Origin of the sequence: Pseudomonas sp. WS 5059 (assembly GCF_012985525.1) — a bacterium.
Lineage (GTDB): Bacteria > Pseudomonadota > Gammaproteobacteria > Pseudomonadales > Pseudomonadaceae > Aquipseudomonas.
Genome location: NZ_JAAQWO010000003.1, coordinates 482,932 through 498,429 on the forward strand (window position 1 = coordinate 482,932; position 15,498 = coordinate 498,429).

General features: G+C 61.5%; 19 protein-coding genes. 9 read left to right on the top strand and 10 right to left on the bottom strand.

Annotated features, from left to right (window positions below):
* Positions 1-313: 313 nt before the first annotated feature.
* From ftsY to rpoH, 4 genes are all read left to right on the top strand, one after another.
* Positions 314-1,726, top strand: coding sequence for a signal recognition particle-docking protein FtsY (ftsY, locus tag HBO12_RS11125; protein ID WP_170042149.1), 1,413 nt, complete (start codon positions 314-316; stop codon positions 1,724-1,726).
* Positions 1,723-2,394, top strand: coding sequence for a cell division ATP-binding protein FtsE (gene ftsE / locus HBO12_RS11130; RefSeq protein ID WP_003213784.1), 672 nt, complete (start codon positions 1,723-1,725; stop codon positions 2,392-2,394). The genes ftsY and ftsE overlap by 4 nt, the downstream gene beginning before the upstream one ends.
* Positions 2,391-3,413, top strand: coding sequence for a permease-like cell division protein FtsX (gene ftsX / locus HBO12_RS11135; protein WP_057440383.1), 1,023 nt, complete (start codon positions 2,391-2,393; stop codon positions 3,411-3,413). The genes ftsE and ftsX overlap by 4 nt, the downstream gene beginning before the upstream one ends.
* Positions 3,414-3,542: 129 nt before the next feature.
* Positions 3,543-4,397 (top strand): RNA polymerase sigma factor RpoH, encoded by an 855-nt coding sequence (gene rpoH / locus HBO12_RS11140; RefSeq protein ID WP_003176698.1) that lies wholly within the window; start codon positions 3,543-3,545, stop codon positions 4,395-4,397.
* Positions 4,398-4,567: 170 nt separating this feature from the next.
* On the opposite strand, the gene mtgA is transcribed toward rpoH, so the two are convergent.
* The gene (gene mtgA / locus HBO12_RS11145; protein WP_170042150.1) at positions 4,568-5,290 is read right to left on the bottom strand and encodes a monofunctional biosynthetic peptidoglycan transglycosylase; all 723 of its coding nucleotides are present in this window, start codon (positions 5,288-5,290) and stop codon (positions 4,568-4,570) included.
* A gap of 74 nt (positions 5,291-5,364) precedes the next feature.
* On the opposite strand from mtgA, the gene HBO12_RS11150 reads away from it, so the two are divergent.
* The 4 genes from HBO12_RS11150 to trmB all read left to right on the top strand — a co-directional run bounded on the left by HBO12_RS11150 (position 5,365) and on the right by trmB (position 7,602).
* Positions 5,365-5,745 carry a DUF423 domain-containing protein gene (locus HBO12_RS11150; RefSeq protein ID WP_076963151.1) on the top strand — a complete coding sequence of 127 codons (381 nt, stop codon included), beginning with the start codon at positions 5,365-5,367 and terminating at the stop codon, positions 5,743-5,745.
* A 71-nt stretch (positions 5,746-5,816) separates the two neighbouring features.
* Complete coding sequence (gene thiS / locus HBO12_RS11155) at positions 5,817-6,017, top strand: sulfur carrier protein ThiS (protein WP_170042151.1); 201 nt, start codon at positions 5,817-5,819, stop codon at positions 6,015-6,017.
* Positions 6,018-6,072: 55 nt separating this feature from the next.
* On the top strand, positions 6,073-6,867 hold the full coding sequence (locus HBO12_RS11160; RefSeq protein ID WP_017845016.1) for a thiazole synthase: 795 nt from the start codon (positions 6,073-6,075) through the stop codon (positions 6,865-6,867).
* A gap of 9 nt (positions 6,868-6,876) precedes the next feature.
* Positions 6,877-7,602: a tRNA (guanosine(46)-N7)-methyltransferase TrmB gene (gene trmB, locus HBO12_RS11165; protein WP_169954936.1), complete on the top strand. Its 726-nt coding sequence runs from the start codon at positions 6,877-6,879 to the stop codon at positions 7,600-7,602.
* A 138-nt stretch (positions 7,603-7,740) separates the two neighbouring features.
* Here trmB and HBO12_RS11170 read toward each other — a convergent pair whose 3' ends face one another.
* From HBO12_RS11170 to HBO12_RS11210, 9 genes are all read right to left on the bottom strand, one after another.
* Complete coding sequence (locus HBO12_RS11170; RefSeq protein ID WP_034116244.1) at positions 7,741-8,064, bottom strand: DUF3392 domain-containing protein; 324 nt, start codon at positions 8,062-8,064, stop codon at positions 7,741-7,743.
* Positions 8,065-8,082: 18 nt separating this feature from the next.
* On the bottom strand, positions 8,083-9,285 hold the full coding sequence (hemW, locus tag HBO12_RS11175; RefSeq protein WP_262376965.1) for a radical SAM family heme chaperone HemW: 1,203 nt from the start codon (positions 9,283-9,285) through the stop codon (positions 8,083-8,085).
* Complete coding sequence (gene rdgB / locus HBO12_RS11180) at positions 9,282-9,878, bottom strand: RdgB/HAM1 family non-canonical purine NTP pyrophosphatase (RefSeq protein WP_169955044.1); 597 nt, start codon at positions 9,876-9,878, stop codon at positions 9,282-9,284. Before rdgB ends, hemW begins: the two co-directional genes overlap by 4 nt.
* Positions 9,875-10,309 carry a DUF4426 domain-containing protein gene (locus HBO12_RS11185; RefSeq protein ID WP_029300487.1) on the bottom strand — a complete coding sequence of 145 codons (435 nt, stop codon included), beginning with the start codon at positions 10,307-10,309 and terminating at the stop codon, positions 9,875-9,877. The genes rdgB and HBO12_RS11185 overlap by 4 nt, the downstream gene beginning before the upstream one ends.
* 21 nt (positions 10,310-10,330) lie before the next feature.
* Complete coding sequence (metW, locus tag HBO12_RS11190) at positions 10,331-10,951, bottom strand: methionine biosynthesis protein MetW (RefSeq protein WP_029300485.1); 621 nt, start codon at positions 10,949-10,951, stop codon at positions 10,331-10,333.
* A 7-nt stretch (positions 10,952-10,958) separates the two neighbouring features.
* Positions 10,959-12,098: a homoserine O-succinyltransferase MetX gene (gene metX, locus HBO12_RS11195; RefSeq protein WP_169954935.1), complete on the bottom strand. Its 1,140-nt coding sequence runs from the start codon at positions 12,096-12,098 to the stop codon at positions 10,959-10,961.
* A 162-nt stretch (positions 12,099-12,260) separates the two neighbouring features.
* Complete coding sequence (locus tag HBO12_RS11200) at positions 12,261-12,851, bottom strand: YggT family protein (protein WP_057440376.1); 591 nt, start codon at positions 12,849-12,851, stop codon at positions 12,261-12,263.
* Between the two features lie 9 nt (positions 12,852-12,860).
* A complete protein-coding gene (proC, locus tag HBO12_RS11205) occupies positions 12,861-13,679 on the bottom strand; it encodes a pyrroline-5-carboxylate reductase (protein WP_057440375.1) in 819 nt (272 codons plus the stop codon).
* Between the two features lie 33 nt (positions 13,680-13,712).
* Positions 13,713-14,399 (bottom strand): YggS family pyridoxal phosphate-dependent enzyme, encoded by a 687-nt coding sequence (locus tag HBO12_RS11210; RefSeq protein ID WP_170042152.1) that lies wholly within the window; start codon positions 14,397-14,399, stop codon positions 13,713-13,715.
* A 57-nt stretch (positions 14,400-14,456) separates the two neighbouring features.
* On the opposite strand from HBO12_RS11210, the gene HBO12_RS11215 reads away from it, so the two are divergent.
* On the top strand, positions 14,457-15,491 hold the full coding sequence (locus HBO12_RS11215) for a type IV pilus twitching motility protein PilT (protein ID WP_170042153.1): 1,035 nt from the start codon (positions 14,457-14,459) through the stop codon (positions 15,489-15,491).
* The last annotated feature ends 7 nt before the right edge of the window (positions 15,492-15,498 follow it).

The window sequence follows — 15,498 nt, forward strand, 5'->3', positions numbered from 1 at the left end:
TTGGTCTTAGCGTCGGCGGGCGAGGAGGTGCTAGGATACTGATCCGTATTAGCGGCGGCCACTGCGGCTGTCATATCGTTTCGGATCCAGTCGTCGTGAAGATGGAGTTATCCGTGGGTTTCCCCGGTTTTAATCCGCTTTTCGCCGATTTTATCGCTTCAGTCCTATATTGAATCGATTTGTTGAGGCTGTATTCACGCCTCACAAAATACTGCGCATGAACAAGCTGGCTAAAAAACAGTCTGTTGCGCATCGAATATTATTTACCGAGGCGCCACCTTGGCGCGTCGCTACCGTGAGATAGCCGTCCTCCATGTTTGGTTCCAACGACGACAAGAAGAGCCCAGCTGCGGCTGGCGAGAAAAAAGGCCTGTTCGGATGGCTGCGCAAAAAGCCGCAGGAAACCGTCGTCGAACAGCCGCAAGTGCAACCTGAGCCCGTACCCGAGCCTGTTTTGCAGGCGCAACCTGCGATTGAACCGGTGGCCGAGCCTGTCGTCGAGACGCCGGCGCCTGTGGTGCTGCCTATCGCCGAACCGGTCTTGCAGCCGGTGGTGGAGGCTGCGCCAGAGCCAGAGCCAGAGCCAGAGCACAAGCCGTGGCCGCCATTGCCGGTGGCTGAAGAGCCTGTCGCGCTGGTCGAGGATGTGCAGGCCGAACATGTGGCACCACCGATTCCTGTGGTTGTGGAGCCGGTCGAGGTGGTCGCCGAGCCCCTGCCCGTTGTGGTCGAACCGGTGATTGTCGAGCCCGTAGCCGTAGTTGCCGAGCCTGCGACCGCACCTGCTGAAACCAGCAAGACCGGCTTCTTCGCCCGACTCAAGCAAGGCCTGAGCAAGACCAGCGCAAGCATCGGCGAAGGCATGGCCAGCCTGTTCCTCGGCAAAAAGATCATCGATGACGAGTTGCTCGAAGATATCGAGACCCGCCTGCTGACCGCTGACGTGGGCGTCGAAGCCACCGCCGTGATCATCCAGAGCCTGACCCAGAAGGTCGCGCGCAAGCAGCTCACCGACGCCGACGCGCTCTATAAGTCATTGCAGGCCGAACTGGCCGCCATGCTCAAGCCAGTGGAAGCGCCGCTGGTGATTACCGAGAAAAAACCCTTTGTGATCCTGGTGGTTGGCGTCAACGGCGCCGGCAAGACCACCACCATCGGCAAGTTGGCGAAGAAGCTGCAACTGGAAGGCAAGAAAGTCATGCTCGCCGCCGGTGACACCTTCCGCGCCGCTGCCGTGGAGCAATTGCAGGTGTGGGGCGAGCGCAACAAGATCCCGGTGATCGCCCAGCACACCGGCGCCGACTCCGCCTCGGTGATCTTCGATGCCGTGCAGGCCGCCAAGGCCCGTAACATCGATGTGCTGATCGCCGATACCGCCGGTCGCCTGCATACCAAAGACAACTTGATGGAAGAGTTGAAGAAAGTCCGCCGGGTGATAGGCAAGCTCGACGCCGACGCGCCCCACGAGGTGCTGTTGGTGCTGGACGCCGGGACCGGGCAGAACGCGATCAGCCAGGCCAAGCAATTCAACCAGACAGTCCAGCTGACTGGCCTGGCGTTGACTAAGCTCGATGGCACGGCCAAGGGTGGGGTTATTTTCGCCCTGGCTAAACAATTCGGGCTGCCGATTCGTTATATCGGTGTCGGCGAAGGCATTGATGACCTGCGCACGTTTGAGGCCGAACCCTTTGTCCAGGCACTGTTTGCCGAGCGGGAGCGTTCATGATTCGTTTTGAACAGGTGGGCAAGCGTTACGCCAACGGGCATGTCGGCTTGCATGAGCTGAGTTTCCGGGTGCGCCGTGGCGAGTTCTTGTTTGTCACCGGTCACTCCGGCGCCGGCAAAAGTACCTTGCTGCGCCTGTTGCTGGCCATGGAGCGCCCGACCACCGGCAAATTGCTGCTGGCGGGCCAGGACCTGGCCACCATCAGCAATGCACAGATCCCGTTCCTGCGCCGGCAGATCGGCGTGGTGTTCCAGAACCATCAATTGCTGTTCGATCGCACGGTGTTCAATAACATCGCCCTGCCATTGCAGATCCTCGGGCTGTCCAAGGCCGAAATCGTCAAGCGTGTGGATTCGGCCCTGGAGCGGGTGGCGCTGTCGGACAAGACCGACCTGTACCCCGGCGACCTGTCCACCGGCCAGCAACAGCGCGTCGGCATTGCCCGCGCCATCGTCCATCGCCCGGCCTTGCTGCTGGCGGACGAACCTACCGGTAACCTCGACCCGCGCCTGGCTGCAGAAATCATGGGTGTTTTTGAAGACATCAACCGCCTGGGCACCAGCGTGCTGATTGCCAGTCACGACCTGGCATTGATCGCGCGCATGCGCCATCGCATGCTGACCCTGCAGCGCGGCCGCCTGATCGGTGACGGGGAGGCTGGCGTATGAGTGCCACACGCAGCCCTAAAGTTTCCGAGCGCGTAGCGCCGAAAGCGGCCGACCCGCAACCGCAGAAAAAGAAACGCGACGATGATGACGGCCCTGACTTCAGCACCTTGCTGCACGCCTGGATCGAAAGCCATCGCGCCAGCCTGGTGGACAGCCTGCGCCGCCTGGGCAAGCAGCCGATTGGCAGCTTCTTCACCTGCCTGGTGATGGCCGTGGCGTTGAGCCTGCCGATGGGCTTGTCGTTGCTGCTTAATAATGTCGAACGCCTGGGCGGTTCCTGGCAGCGCGCGGCGCAGATTTCCCTATATCTGCAACTGGATGCCAGCGCCACTGAAGGCGAGGCCCTGCGCGAGCAGATCAAGAACCTGCCGGGCGTGGCGGATGCCGAGTACATCAGCCGCGACCAGGCGCTGGAAGAGTTCCAGCAACAGTCCGGCCTGGGTGAGGCGCTCAAGGAGCTGCCGCAGAACCCGCTGCCGGGGGTTGTGTTGGTCACGCCCAATGAAATCGACAAGACGGCCCTTGAAGCATTAAGACAAAAATTGGCTGAATTGCCCAAGGTACAGCAGGCGCAGCTTGATCTGGTGTGGGTCGAGCGTCTGGCGGCGATTCTCAAGCTGGGCGACCGGTTTGTCTTTGGCCTGACGGTGTTGCTGGTTTCTGCATTACTTTTGGTGATAGGCAATACCATTCGCCTTCATATTGAAAACCGCCGCACCGAGATAGAAGTGATTAAACTGGTCGGCGGCACAGACAGCTATGTGCGTCGTCCTTTTCTGTACATGGGCGCGCTTTATGGCTTTGGTGCGGGGATTCTGTCCTGGGGCGTATTGGCGTTTGGCCTGGATTGGCTGAACGACGCGGTAGTCGGCCTGGCCGGTTTGTATGGCAGTGATTTTGCCCTGGCTGGCGTACCCGCTGCCGATGGTCTATCACTGTTGCTTGGCGCGGTGTTGTTGGGGTATATCGGTGCTTGGATTGCGGTCGCACGGCATTTACGTGAGCTGGCGCCGAAGTAGTTAATGTCAGATTAATGTGGTTTCGTTTGTATTGACCGTATCAGTGGTTTAGGGAACTTGTCCTACGGTTTCCGGTCAATTTTCGCAGTGCTGAACTGCACGAGTTATGTGAGTCGGAGGTTTTTTCGTATGACCACTTCTTTGCAACCTGCTTATGCTCTGGTCCCGGGTGCGAACCTGGAAGCCTATGTGCACACGGTCAACAGCATTCCATTGCTGACGCCCGAGCAGGAGCGTGAACTGGCCGAGAGTCTCTACTATGAGCAGGATTTGGGGGCGGCTCGGCAGATGGTGCTCGCCCACCTGCGTTTTGTCGTACATATCGCCCGTAGCTATAGCGGCTACGGCCTGGCCCAGGCTGACCTGATCCAGGAAGGCAACGTCGGCCTGATGAAGGCTGTGAAACGCTTCAACCCGGAAATGGGTGTGCGCCTGGTGTCGTTCGCCGTGCACTGGATCAAGGCGGAAATCCACGAGTTCATCCTGCGCAACTGGCGCATTGTGAAAGTGGCAACCACCAAGGCCCAGCGCAAGCTGTTCTTCAACCTGCGCAGCCAGAAAAAACGCCTGGCGTGGCTGAACAACGAGGAAGTCCACCGTGTGGCCGAAAGTCTCGGCGTGGAGCCCCGTGAAGTGCGCGAGATGGAAAGTCGCCTGACCGGCCATGACATGGCCTTTGACCCGGCCGCTGAAGCGGACGATGACAGCGCTTTCCAATCGCCGGCCAATTACCTGGAAGACCACCGGTACGACCCGGCGCGCCAACTGGAAGATGCCGATTGGAGCGACAACTCCAATCACAATCTGCACGAAGCACTGGAAGTGCTGGACGACCGCAGCCGTGACATCCTCTACCAGCGCTGGCTGGCAGAAGAAAAAGCCACGCTGCACGACCTGGCGCAAAAGTACAATGTGTCGGCCGAGCGCATTCGTCAGCTTGAGAAGAGCGCGATGAATAAGCTGAAACTGTCGATCGCCGCCTAACACGCAGCGAACGAGCAAAAAAATGCCCCGATCGAAAGATCGGGGCATTTTTGTTCGTGCCGCGCCCCTGTAGGAGCCGGCTTGCCGGCGATGGCGATCTACCGGCTCTCAATGATTGGCTGATACAGCGCCATCGCCAGCAAGCCGGCTCCTACAGGTTTTATGTTGCGTCAGTTGGCCCACGGCGCCTTTCGCGTACTGTTCAGCTCATTCAAATAGCCAGTACCACCCAACTGCCCCATCTGCTGGCGAATCCACGCCGCCCGCCGCGCCACATACGCCGTCGGATGGCTGGCACTCCACACCCGTGGATTGGGCAGTACCGCTGCCAGATAACTGGCCTGCTGCCGCGAAAGCCCCTTGGCACCCACGCCAAAATGATGCCGCGCTGCCGCCTCTGCGCCAAACACACCTTCGTCCCATTCCACGCTGTTGAGGTACACCTCAAGGATCCGCTGCTTGGGCCAGAGGATTTCGATCAGCCCGGTAAACCAGGCTTCCAGGCCCTTGCGCAAATAACTGCGGCCGGCCCACAGGAACAGGTTTTTCGATACCTGCTGGCTCAGCGTACTGGCGCCGCGAATCGAGCCGCCGCGCTCGTTATGCAGCAGCGCAGCCTGGATCGCCCCGAAGTCAAAACCCCAATGCTGCGGGAAGCGCTGGTCCTCGCCGGCCATCACCGCGACTTTCAGGTCATCGGAGATCTCATCCCACGGCACCCAGGTACGTTGCAGGTCAATGGGCTCGCCATCGACCCAGGACTCGATCTTGCGCTCGACCATCAGTGCGGTAAACGGCGGCGGGACGACACGAAACAGCAGCACCAGCAAAACACTGCCGATGACAAACCATTTCACGACTTTGAGAAAACGACTGAAGAGGACACGCAGCATAGAGATGGCTTGGCCGAACCCGTTGAGCGGGCCATTATACAGACCCGGCCCTTTGAGTCTGACTGGAGTTCCTCATGCTGCGTGGCTTTCTGATGTTGGCGGCCTTTTTCGGCTTTACCGGTGTTGCCCTCGGCGCGTTCGCCGCCCATGGCCTGAAAAAAAGCCTGACGGCTGAATACCTGGCGATATTCCACACCGGCGTGACCTACCAACTGGTGCACGCCCTGGCGTTGTTTGGCGTGGCCTTGCTGGCCGCGCATGTGCCCGGGCGCCTGGTGCTCTGGGCCGGTGTGTCGTTCAGCATCGGCATCTTGCTGTTCTCCGGCAGCCTGTACCTGCTGACCACCATCGGCATTGGCAAGCTGGGGATCATCACGCCGTTTGGCGGCCTGGCGTTCCTGATTGGCTGGCTGTGCCTGGGGCTCGCCGCCTGGCGCCTGCAACTGACCGCCTGACGCTTGTAGCTGACCTTCAGGTCACGATCAGGCTAGAATGCTGGCCCCTAAAAACGATGGCGGCCCGTGGCATGCGCATTCAATTGAACGGCGAATCCTATGAACTGCCCGACGGTGAAACCGTCGCGGCCCTGCTGACCCGTCTGGAACTGACCGGACGTCGCGTCGCAGTGGAGCTCAACCAGGATATCGTCCCGCGTAGCCAGCACACCGATACCGCCCTCACCGAAGGCGATCAGGTTGAAGTGGTCCACGCCATCGGCGGCGGCTAGCCCTGCGGCAACTACCCGGATTCTGCAGAACCTCACCCCTACTCGAGGATTTCCCATGAGCATCGTTCGTAGCGACAAGCCCTTCGTCCTGGCCGGTCGTACCTACCAGTCGCGTTTGCTGGTAGGCACCGGCAAGTACCGCGACATGGAAGAAACCCGCCTGGCTATCGAAGCCTCGGGCGCCGAAATCGTGACGGTGGCTGTGCGCCGCACCAATATCGGCCAGAACCCGGGCGAACCGAACTTGCTGGATATCCTGCCGCCCGATCGCTACACCATCCTGCCCAACACTGCCGGTTGCTACGACGCCATCGAAGCTGTGCGCACCTGCCGCCTGGCCCGTGAGCTGCTCGACGGCCACAACCTGGTGAAGCTGGAAGTGCTGGCGGACCAGAAAACCCTGTTCCCCAACGTGATCGAAACCCTCAAGGCCGCCGAAACCCTGGTCAAGGAAGGTTTCGACGTGATGGTCTACACCAGCGATGACCCGATCATCGCCCGCCAACTGGCCGAGATCGGCTGCATCGCGGTGATGCCGCTGGCCGGCCTGATCGGTACTGGCCTGGGGATCTGCAACCCGTACAACCTGCAGATCATCCTCGAAGAAGCCAAGATCCCGGTGCTGGTGGATGCCGGCGTCGGTACCGCGTCCGATGCCACCATCGCCATGGAACTGGGCTGCGAAGCGGTGCTGATGAACTCGGCCATCGCCAATGCGCAACAGCCGATCATGATGGCCGAAGCCATGAAACACGCGATTGTCGCCGGCCGCCTGGCGTACCTCGCCGGGCGTATGCCAAAAAAACTTTACGCCAGCGCCTCCTCGCCGCTGGATGGTCTGATCAAGTAAGAGCCATTGATGACTGAATCAAACGAAACGCCGAACCCCGTGGAAGAAGGCGACGAGTCCAAGCACCGCCGCATCAAGAGTTTTGTGATGCGTGCCGGGCGCATGACCGAAGGCCAGCAAAAGGGCCTGGACCAGGGCACGCCGCTGTTCGTCCTGCCCCTGGCCGATGCGCCGGTGGACTTCGACCAGGTGTTTGGCCGTTCGGCCCCGCGCTCCCTGGAAATTGGCTTCGGCATGGGCCATTCCCTGCTGGAAATGGCTGCGGCGTCGCCCGAGCAAGACTTTATCGGTGTGGAAGTGCACCGTCCGGGCGTGGGCGCGCTGCTTAACGGCGTGCTGACCCAGGGCCTGAAAAACCTGCGGGTCTATGACTGCGATGCGATCGAAGTGCTTAACCGCTGCATCGCCGACAACAGCCTCGACCGCCTGATGCTGTTTTTCCCGGACCCATGGCACAAGAGTCGTCACCACAAGCGCCGTATCGTCCAGGCGTCCTTCGCGGAACTGGTGCGCAGCAAGCTCAAGGTGGGCGGCATCCTGCATATGGCCACCGATTGGGAACCGTATGCGCAGTACATGCTGGAAGTGATGAACGTCGCCCCTGGCTACCGCAACCTGGCCGAAGATGGTCAGTGCGTACCACGCCCGGCCGAACGTCCGATCACCAAGTTCGAACGCCGTGGCGAGCGGTTGGGGCATGGGGTTTGGGATTTGAAGTTCGAAAAGCTGGCTTGATCAGCTAGAAAGCTGGAATGCGACCAACTGTAGGAGCTGGCTTGCCTGCGATAGCGTCACTTGGGTATCACTGATACACCGAGGTGATGCTATCGCAGGCAAGCCAGCTCCTACAGTTGTTTTGTGGTGGGCTTTGAGTCAGCGGCGGTCGGCAACCACGCCAATCAACACCAGCACCACCAACAGCACCGGTGCCAGGCTGTAGTTATTGAACTGGCTCAACCCCCGCACAATCCACGGCGTGGCGTAGATCAGCGCGGCGCCGCTGCCGATCATGCACAGCAGGGCCATCAACGGTACGCGCAAGGCGCCGGCGATGCTGCCCAGGCGCGCTTCGACCCAGCCCTTGATGTCGGCGCCGAATAGCACCAACAGGCAGCCTACCAGCGCCAGGGATATTTCCGACAGGTTGCTACGGCTCCAGCGGGATACGGTGGCGAGCAGGTCGAGTACCAGATCCATTCGATTTCCTTAGAGCGATCAGCTCAAAAACTTCTGCAGCAGGTCATTGAGAAAGAGTTGCCCACGGTCCGTGGCCGCCAGGCGTGACGGTTCGACCTGCAATAAGCCACTTTGTTCGGCATCCCTGCGGGCTTGATCCAGGCTGGCCAGGTCCAGGCCGGTGCGCTCGGCATACAGCTTGGCTTCCACGCCCTCGGTCAGGCGCAGGGCGTTCATCAGGAACTCGAAGGGCAGTTCCTCGTTGGTCAGCTCTTTCATGCCTGCCTGGAAGCTTTTTGCCGGGTTGAGGTAGTCCTTCGGTGCGCGGGTCTTCCAGGTGCGCACGATGCGCCCGTCTGGATGACTGAGCTTGCCGTGGGCGCCGGCGCCGATGCCGATAAAGTCGCCAAAACTCCAGTAATTGAGGTTATGCCGCGCGGCCCGGCCCGGCTGGGCGTAGGCCGAGACTTCATATTGCGCGTAGCCGTGTTCGGCGAGCAGGGCCTGGCCGGCTTCCTGGATATCCCACAGGGTGTCGTCTTCCGGCAGCGTCGGCGGCTGGTTCCAGAACACGGTGTTGGGTTCCAGGGTCAGTTGGTACCACGACAGATGGGTCGGCTTGAGCGCAATCGCCTGGCGCAGGTCGCCCAAGGCGTCGTCCAGGGATTGATCGGGCAAACCGTGCATCAGGTCCAGGTTGAAGTTATCGAACCCGGCCTGGCGTGCCATGCCGGCGGCGCGTACGGCTTCGTCGCCGTTGTGGATGCGGCCCAGGGCCTTGAGCTTTTCCTGCTGGAAGCTCTGGATGCCAATCGACAGGCGATTGATCCCCAGCTTGCGGTAGGCGACGAACTTCTCTTGCTCGAAGGTGCCGGGGTTGGCTTCCAGGGTGATTTCGATATCGCTGGCAAACCGGATACGTTGCTCCACGCCCTCCAGCAACCGGCCCAGCGCCGCCGCACTGAACAGGCTTGGCGTGCCGCCGCCAAAGAAGATCGAACTCAACTCGCGGCCATACACCGCGTGCAGGTCCTGATCCAGGTCCGCCAGCAGCGCGTCGACATACTCTTCTTCCGGCAACACCTTGCTGGCGGTGTGGGAGTTGAAGTCGCAATAGGGGCATTTACGCACGCACCACGGGATGTGGATGTACAGCGCCAGGGGCGGCAGCACTGGCAAGGCCGCCCGAGGTGTTTGCGCGCCACCGAGGATCAGGGGCTGCGCGGAGGTGTTGTGGGTCATTTCAAGCCCAGGCGCTGGCGCAGCAAATCCATTGCGCGGGCGCGGTGGCTGATCTGGTTTTTGTCGGCGGGGCTCAGTTCGGCGCTGGACACATTGCGCTCCGGCACCCAGAACAGCGGGTCATAGCCAAACCCGTGCTCGCCGCTGGCCGTATGCAGGATGCGCCCGTGCCACAAGCCTTCGCAGAGGATCGGCAGCGGGTCGTCGGCATGCCGCACCAGCGCCAGCACGCAGACAAACTGCGCGCCGCGCATCGCGTCCGGCACGTCCTTGAGGGCGTCCAGCAGCTTGGCGTTGTTCGCCGCGTCGCCTTTGCCGTCGGCATAGCGCGCCGAGTAGATGCCAGGAGCGCCGCCGAGGAAGTCCACCGCCAGGCCCGAATCGTCGGCCAGTGCCGGCAGGCCGGAAATGCGCGAGGCATTGCGGGCCTTGAGGATGGCGTTTTCGACGAATGACAGGCCGGTCTCTTCCGGCTCCACCTGGCTGAACTCGCCAATCGAGCGCAATTGCACCGATTCGCCGAGCATGGCCTGGAGTTCCTTGAGTTTGCCGGCGTTATGGCTGGCCAGTACGAGTTGTGTCAGGTTCATTATTCGGCCGGGAACAGTTCTTGGGTGAAACTGAAACCATGGGCCTTGCCGCCGGTTTCAACATTGATGGTAAAGGTGCGGAACTCCTGCTGCGGCACCGAGTAGGGGGCGAGGTAGTAGATCGCGCCTTTTTCGGTGATTTGCTTGAAGGTCAGCATTTCACTTTTGCCGGTCAGGTCCTTGATCGTGCCGGTCACTTGCGCCGCCACGGGCTCCACGCCCTTGATCACCGAAACGTTGATCATGCCCTTGTTCTTGCTGCGCACCACGCCCACGGCCTGGGCTGTCTCGGGTTGCAGGAAGCTGGAGGTGAAGGTGCTGTAGTGCACGGTGATATCACCAAATGCCTTCTGCCGATTGCTGTCGATAGGGCCGGCGGCCATGGCACTGGCGCCCAGGCAGGCGGTGAGTAGAAAAATAGCCAGGCGACTCATGATCGTCCTCCTCGAAAATGGTTAGACGGCAATCTGGTGGTCGGTCAGGCCAGGACTGCTGACCCGATAAATCCCGATTTCACCCAAAAGATTAGGCCATAGCTTACTCGCCCAGCCGTGGCGATGCTGTTGATCGACGGCAAGGCGGTTGATCACCTTGGCTTCGCGCCCGCTGCACAGCGCTTCGAAGTCCTCGAAGGTGCAGAAGTGAATGTTGGGCGTGTTGTACCAGGTGTACGGCAAGAAGTCCGATACCGGCATCCGGCCCTTGGTGGCCAGGTACCAGCGGCAGCGCCAGTGGCCGAAGTTGGGGAAGGTGATGATGCACTGGCGGCCGACGCGCAACATCTCGTCGAGGATCCGGTCCGGATAGTGCACGGCCTGCAGGGCCTGGGTCATCACCACGATATCGAAGCTGTTGCTGGCAAAGTTGCCCAGGCCCTTGTCCAGGTCCTGCTCGATCACGTTGATGCCCTTGGCCACGCACTGGGCGATGTTGTCCGGGTCGTTTTCCAGGCCATAGCCGGTGACTTGCTTGTTGTCGCGCAGCCAGCTCAGCAGTTCGCCATCGCCGCAACCCAGGTCGAGCACGCGGCTGCCGGCGGGGATCCAGTCTTGGATGATTTCCAGGTCGGCTCTCATGGCTTTCTCACAATGTAATGCGGTTCATGTAGTTGCTGAACGCCTGCAGGTAGCGCGGGATCGGGATCAGGAAGGCGTCGTGGCCTTGCGGTGCATCGATCTCCAGGTAGCACACGTCCTTGCGGGCGGCCATCAGCGCATCCACCAGTTCCCGCGAGCGGGCCGGCGAAAAGCGCCAGTCGGTGGTGAACGACATCACGCAGAACTTGGCGCTGGCACCCTCGAAGGTCTTCGCCAGGTCGTCGTCAAAGTTTGCCGCCGGGTCGAAGTAGTCCAAAGCCTTGGTCATCAGCAGGTAGGTATTGGCGTCGAAACGCCCGGAAAACTCCTCGCCCTGGTAACGCAGGTAGCTTTCGACCTGGAATTCGACGCTGTGGAAGTCGTAGTTGAGCTTCTCGCTCTTGAGCCCACGGCCGAATTTCTCGCCCATGGAGTCATCCGACAGGTAGGTGATATGCCCAACCATCCGCGCCAGCATCAAGCCGCGCTTGGGAATCACCCCGGCTTCCTGGAACGAACCACCATGGAACTCGGGGTCGGTGAGGATCGCCTGGCGCGCCACTTCGTTGAAGGCGATGTTCTGCGCCGACAACTTGGGGGCCGAGGCGATGGCCAGGCAATGGCGCACGCGGTCGGGGTAGGTGATGGTCCATTGCAGGGCCTGCATGCCTCCCAGGCTGCCGCCGATCACCGCGGCCCATTGCTGGATGCCCAGCAGGTCGGCCAGGCGTGCCTGGCTGTGCACCCAGTCTTCGACGGTCAGTACCGGGAAGTCGGCGCCAAACGGCTTGCCGGTTTCCGGGTTGAGGCTGCTGGGGCCGGTGGAGCCATTGCAGCCGCCAAGGTTGTTCAGGCTGACCACAAAGAATTTGTTGGTGTCGATGGGCTTGCCGGGGCCGATGCAGCTGTCCCACCAGCCGGGCTTGCGCTCGTCGGCGCTGTGGTAGCCAGCGGCGTGGTGATGGCCGGACAGGGCGTGGCAGATCAGCACGGCATTGCTGGCCGTGGCGTTCAACTCGCCGTAGGTTTCATAGATCAGGTCATAGGCCGGCAGCGATCGACCGCAGGCCAGGGCCAGGGGTTCGCTGAAGTGCGCCACTTGGGGCACGACCAGTCCAACAGAATCGGGGGGGAAGGCAGCTGGCATCGACCCTGCTCTCGTTTAAATGAGGCGTAAGTCTAAAGAGCGGGGGGGCCAGCGGCAAGCGAACCTTGTCCTGGCTGATGACGGCTTGTTTCTGTGGGAGCCGGCTTGCCGGCGATGGCGTTTTCGCGGGTGCCATCGCCGGCAAGCCGGCTCCTCCAAAGGTCAGATCAGCAAGCGCAGGATGTCCGGCATCATGGTCATTGCCGCCAGGTTGTTGATCACCAGCATGTCCAGGAGCTTGAGCACCATGAACGCAAGGATCGGCGAGATATCCAGGCCACCCAGGTTCGGCAGGATCTTGCGAAACGGCGCCAATGCCGGCTCGCAGATCTGGTTGACCAGTTCGGCGCCCGGGTTATGGCTGCCCGGTGCGACCCACGACAGGATCACGCTGATAATCAGGGCGAAGAAGAAAATCTTCAGGAACAGCGCGGTCACGCCGATCAGGGCCCAGACCAGCAGTTGCAGGAAATTGCCCATGGTGCCGTAGGTCAGCAGCAGCGTCAGGGCCATCAGCGCCAGTTGGACCAGGATCGCCAGGACCAGCGAAGACATGTCCAGGCCGAACAGGCTCGGGATCACCCGGCGCAGCGGCTTGAGCAGTGGCTGGGTGGCCTTCACGGCGAACTGGCAGAGCGGGTTGTAGAAGTTGGCGCGTACCAGTTGCAGGACAAAACGCAACAGCACGATCAGCAGGTAAAGGCTGCCGAGGGTTTGCAGTACATAGACGGCGGCGGTGTTCAAACCAATCATATTGGCTCCTTATTGACCCAGTTGTTCGGCAAGTTCGGCCGAGCGGTGCGCGGCGGCACCCAGTGCTTTTTCGACCAGGGCTTCAAAGCCCCCGGCCTGGAACGATTCGATGGCCGCCTGTGTGGTGCCATTGGGCGAGGTCACGCGCCGGCGCAACTCGGCCGCGTCCACATCGCTGGACACCACCATATGCGCGGCGCCGAGGGCAGTTTGCTGGGTCAGTTGCTCAGCGATTTCCCGTGGCAGGCCCAGCTTCACACCGGCGGCGGTCATGGCTTCGACCAGCAGGAAGAAATACGCCGGGCCACTGCCGGACACGGCGGTGACGGCATCCAGTTGCTGTTCTTCTTCCAGCCACAGGGCCACGCCCACGGCCGACAACAGCTCCTGGGCCTGCTCACGCTGGGCGGCGCTCACTTGGGCGGTGGCGTACAGGCCGCTGACGCCTTGGCGCAGCAATGATGGCGTGTTGGGCATGCAACGCACGATGGGCTGGGCGCCGAGCCAGTTGTTCATGCTGGCGCAGTTGATACCAGCGGCAATCGACACCACCAGTTGCTGCGGCGCCAGGCTTGGGCGCAGGGCTTCGCACACGGCCTTCATGGCCTGTGGCTTGACTGCCAGCACGATGACGTCGACGCCCTGGATGGCCTCGGCGTTGTCGGCGAAGGTTTCGATACCGTGTTCTGCGCTCACCCGGGCACGGGTCTCGGCGCCCGGATCGCTGGCGCGAATTTGCGAGGCTTGCAGGCCCTTGGCCCGCAGGCCGCCGATCAGGCTGGCCGCCATGTTACCGGCGCCGATAAAGGCTATACGCGTGCTGCTCATGACAGGTCCTTACTCAGATGGAAGTCAGCCATTTCATGGCTGGCCGTAGTCGCGGGCGCCAAACAGGGCGGTACCGATCCGCACCCAGGTGGCCCCTTGGGCAATGGCCGACTCAAGGTCATGGCTCATGCCCATGGAAAGTGTGTCGAGCCCCAGGTTCAGGCTCGCTTGCAAGTCTCGTACGGCGGCAAACGCGGCATCTTGCTGCGCGCGGTCGTCGGTGGGCTCGGGGATCGCCATCAGGCCGCGCAGCTTCAAGCGGGGCAGGGCCTGGATCGCCTCGGCCAATGCTGGCAAATCGGCGGGTGTACAGCCGGATTTGCTGGCTTCGCCACTGACATTGACCTGGATGCAGATATTGAGCGGCGGCAGGTCGGCCGGGCGTTGTTCGGACAGGCGTTGGGCGATTTTCAGGCGGTCCACGGAGTGCACCCAAGCGAAGTTCTCGGCGATAGCGCGCGTCTTGTTCGATTGAATGGGGCCGATGAAGTGCCAACTCAAGGGCAGGTCGGTTAATTCGGCCTGTTTGCCGAGGGCTTCCTGCAAGTAGTTCTCGCCGAAGTCGCGTATCCCTGCGGCATGGGCCTGGCGCACGGCTTGCGCGGGTTTGGTCTTGCTCACGGCCAGCAAGTGGACGCTGCTTTCATCGCGCTGCACGGCCCGGGCCGCGGCACGGATGCGCTCACTAACCAGGCCGATATTGTCTGCTATGGTCGACATTCAAGTTGCGCCCGTGGATATGGAGTCCGCGGCATTCTACTGGAAATGGATAGCCCTATGGACATCACTGAACTGCTGGCCGCAAGTGTCAGCCGGGGCGCCTCCGACCTGCATCTGTCGGCAGGGCTGGCGCCGAGGGTGCGCGTTGATGGTGAGGTTCTGCCGCTGGATTGGCCGGTGCTGAGTGCTGCCCAACTGGCCGACCTGCTCAGCCCGATCCTCAATAAACACCAACAAAAGGATTTCGAAACATCTCTTGAAACGGATTTTTCTTTTGAAGTGCCGGGTGTCGCGCGCTTTCGCGCCAATGTGTTCCGCCAGCACCGGGGGATGGGCGCGGTGTTTCGCGCGATCCCCTCGCGGGTCCAAAGCCTGGAAGCCTTGGGGCTTGGCGATGTATTCCGGCGCATCGCCGAGCTGCCCAGGGGGCTGGTGCTGGTGACAGGTACCACGGGCTCGGGCAAGTCCACCACCCTGGCAGCGATGGTCGATTACCTCAACAACACCCGCCAGCAGCACATCCTGACCCTTGAGGATCCCATCGAGTTTGTCCACGAACCGCGCAAGGCGTTGATCAGCCAGCGCCAGGTGCATCGCGACACCCACAGTTTCTCGATGGCCCTGCGTTCGGCGTTGCGCGAAGACCCGGATGTAATCCTGGTGGGGGAGTTGCGCGACCTGGAAACCATCCGCCTGGCCCTGACAGCGGCTGAAACCGGGCACCTGGTGTTCGGCACCCTGCACACCAGTTCGGCGGCAAAGACGGTGGACCGGCTGGTGGATGTGTTCCCGGTTGGGGAAAAGGCCATGGTCCGCTCGATGCTCTCGGAGTCGCTGCAGGCGGTGGTGAGCCAGGTGTTATTGAGCAAAGTCGGCGGCGGGCGCGTGGCGGCCCATGAAATCATGCTCGGCACGCCGGCGGTCCGTAACCTGATCCGCGAGGACAAGGTGGCGCAGTTGTACTCGGCGATCCAGACAGGTGGGGCGTTGGGGATGAAAACGTTGGATATGAGCTTGAAGGTGTTGGTCGGTCAGGGGCTGATTAGTCGCGAAGAGGCGCGGGGGCAGGCGCGGGTGCCAGCAGATATATAGGATGTGG

What these genes read in the sequence shown, in the direction of transcription:
- mtgA (WP_170042150.1), bottom strand. Translation starts at nt 5,290, where the DNA reads ATGCTGCGTGTCCTCTTCAGTCGTTTTCTCAAAGTCGTGAAATGGTTT.
- metX (WP_169954935.1), bottom strand. Translation starts at nt 12,098, where the DNA reads ATGCCAGCTGCCTTCCCCCCCGATTCTGTTGGACTGGTCGTGCCCCAA.
- HBO12_RS11150 (WP_076963151.1), top strand. Translation starts at nt 5,365, where the DNA reads ATGCTGCGTGGCTTTCTGATGTTGGCGGCCTTTTTCGGCTTTACCGGT.
- HBO12_RS11210 (WP_170042152.1), bottom strand. Translation starts at nt 14,399, where the DNA reads ATGTCGACCATAGCAGACAATATCGGCCTGGTTAGTGAGCGCATCCGT.
- trmB (WP_169954936.1), top strand. Translation starts at nt 6,877, where the DNA reads ATGACTGAATCAAACGAAACGCCGAACCCCGTGGAAGAAGGCGACGAG.
- HBO12_RS11170 (WP_034116244.1), bottom strand. Translation starts at nt 8,064, where the DNA reads ATGGATCTGGTACTCGACCTGCTCGCCACCGTATCCCGCTGGAGCCGT.
- HBO12_RS11185 (WP_029300487.1), bottom strand. Translation starts at nt 10,309, where the DNA reads ATGAGTCGCCTGGCTATTTTTCTACTCACCGCCTGCCTGGGCGCCAGT.
- ftsY (WP_170042149.1), top strand. Translation starts at nt 314, where the DNA reads ATGTTTGGTTCCAACGACGACAAGAAGAGCCCAGCTGCGGCTGGCGAG.
- HBO12_RS11160 (WP_017845016.1), top strand. Translation starts at nt 6,073, where the DNA reads ATGAGCATCGTTCGTAGCGACAAGCCCTTCGTCCTGGCCGGTCGTACC.
- hemW (WP_262376965.1), bottom strand. Translation starts at nt 9,285, where the DNA reads ATGACCCACAACACCTCCGCGCAGCCCCTGATCCTCGGTGGCGCGCAA.
- metW (WP_029300485.1), bottom strand. Translation starts at nt 10,951, where the DNA reads ATGAGAGCCGACCTGGAAATCATCCAAGACTGGATCCCCGCCGGCAGC.
- proC (WP_057440375.1), bottom strand. Translation starts at nt 13,679, where the DNA reads ATGAGCAGCACGCGTATAGCCTTTATCGGCGCCGGTAACATGGCGGCC.
- HBO12_RS11215 (WP_170042153.1), top strand. Translation starts at nt 14,457, where the DNA reads ATGGACATCACTGAACTGCTGGCCGCAAGTGTCAGCCGGGGCGCCTCC.
- ftsX (WP_057440383.1), top strand. Translation starts at nt 2,391, where the DNA reads ATGAGTGCCACACGCAGCCCTAAAGTTTCCGAGCGCGTAGCGCCGAAA.
- thiS (WP_170042151.1), top strand. Translation starts at nt 5,817, where the DNA reads ATGCGCATTCAATTGAACGGCGAATCCTATGAACTGCCCGACGGTGAA.
- HBO12_RS11200 (WP_057440376.1), bottom strand. Translation starts at nt 12,851, where the DNA reads ATGATTGGTTTGAACACCGCCGCCGTCTATGTACTGCAAACCCTCGGC.
- ftsE (WP_003213784.1), top strand. Translation starts at nt 1,723, where the DNA reads ATGATTCGTTTTGAACAGGTGGGCAAGCGTTACGCCAACGGGCATGTC.
- rpoH (WP_003176698.1), top strand. Translation starts at nt 3,543, where the DNA reads ATGACCACTTCTTTGCAACCTGCTTATGCTCTGGTCCCGGGTGCGAAC.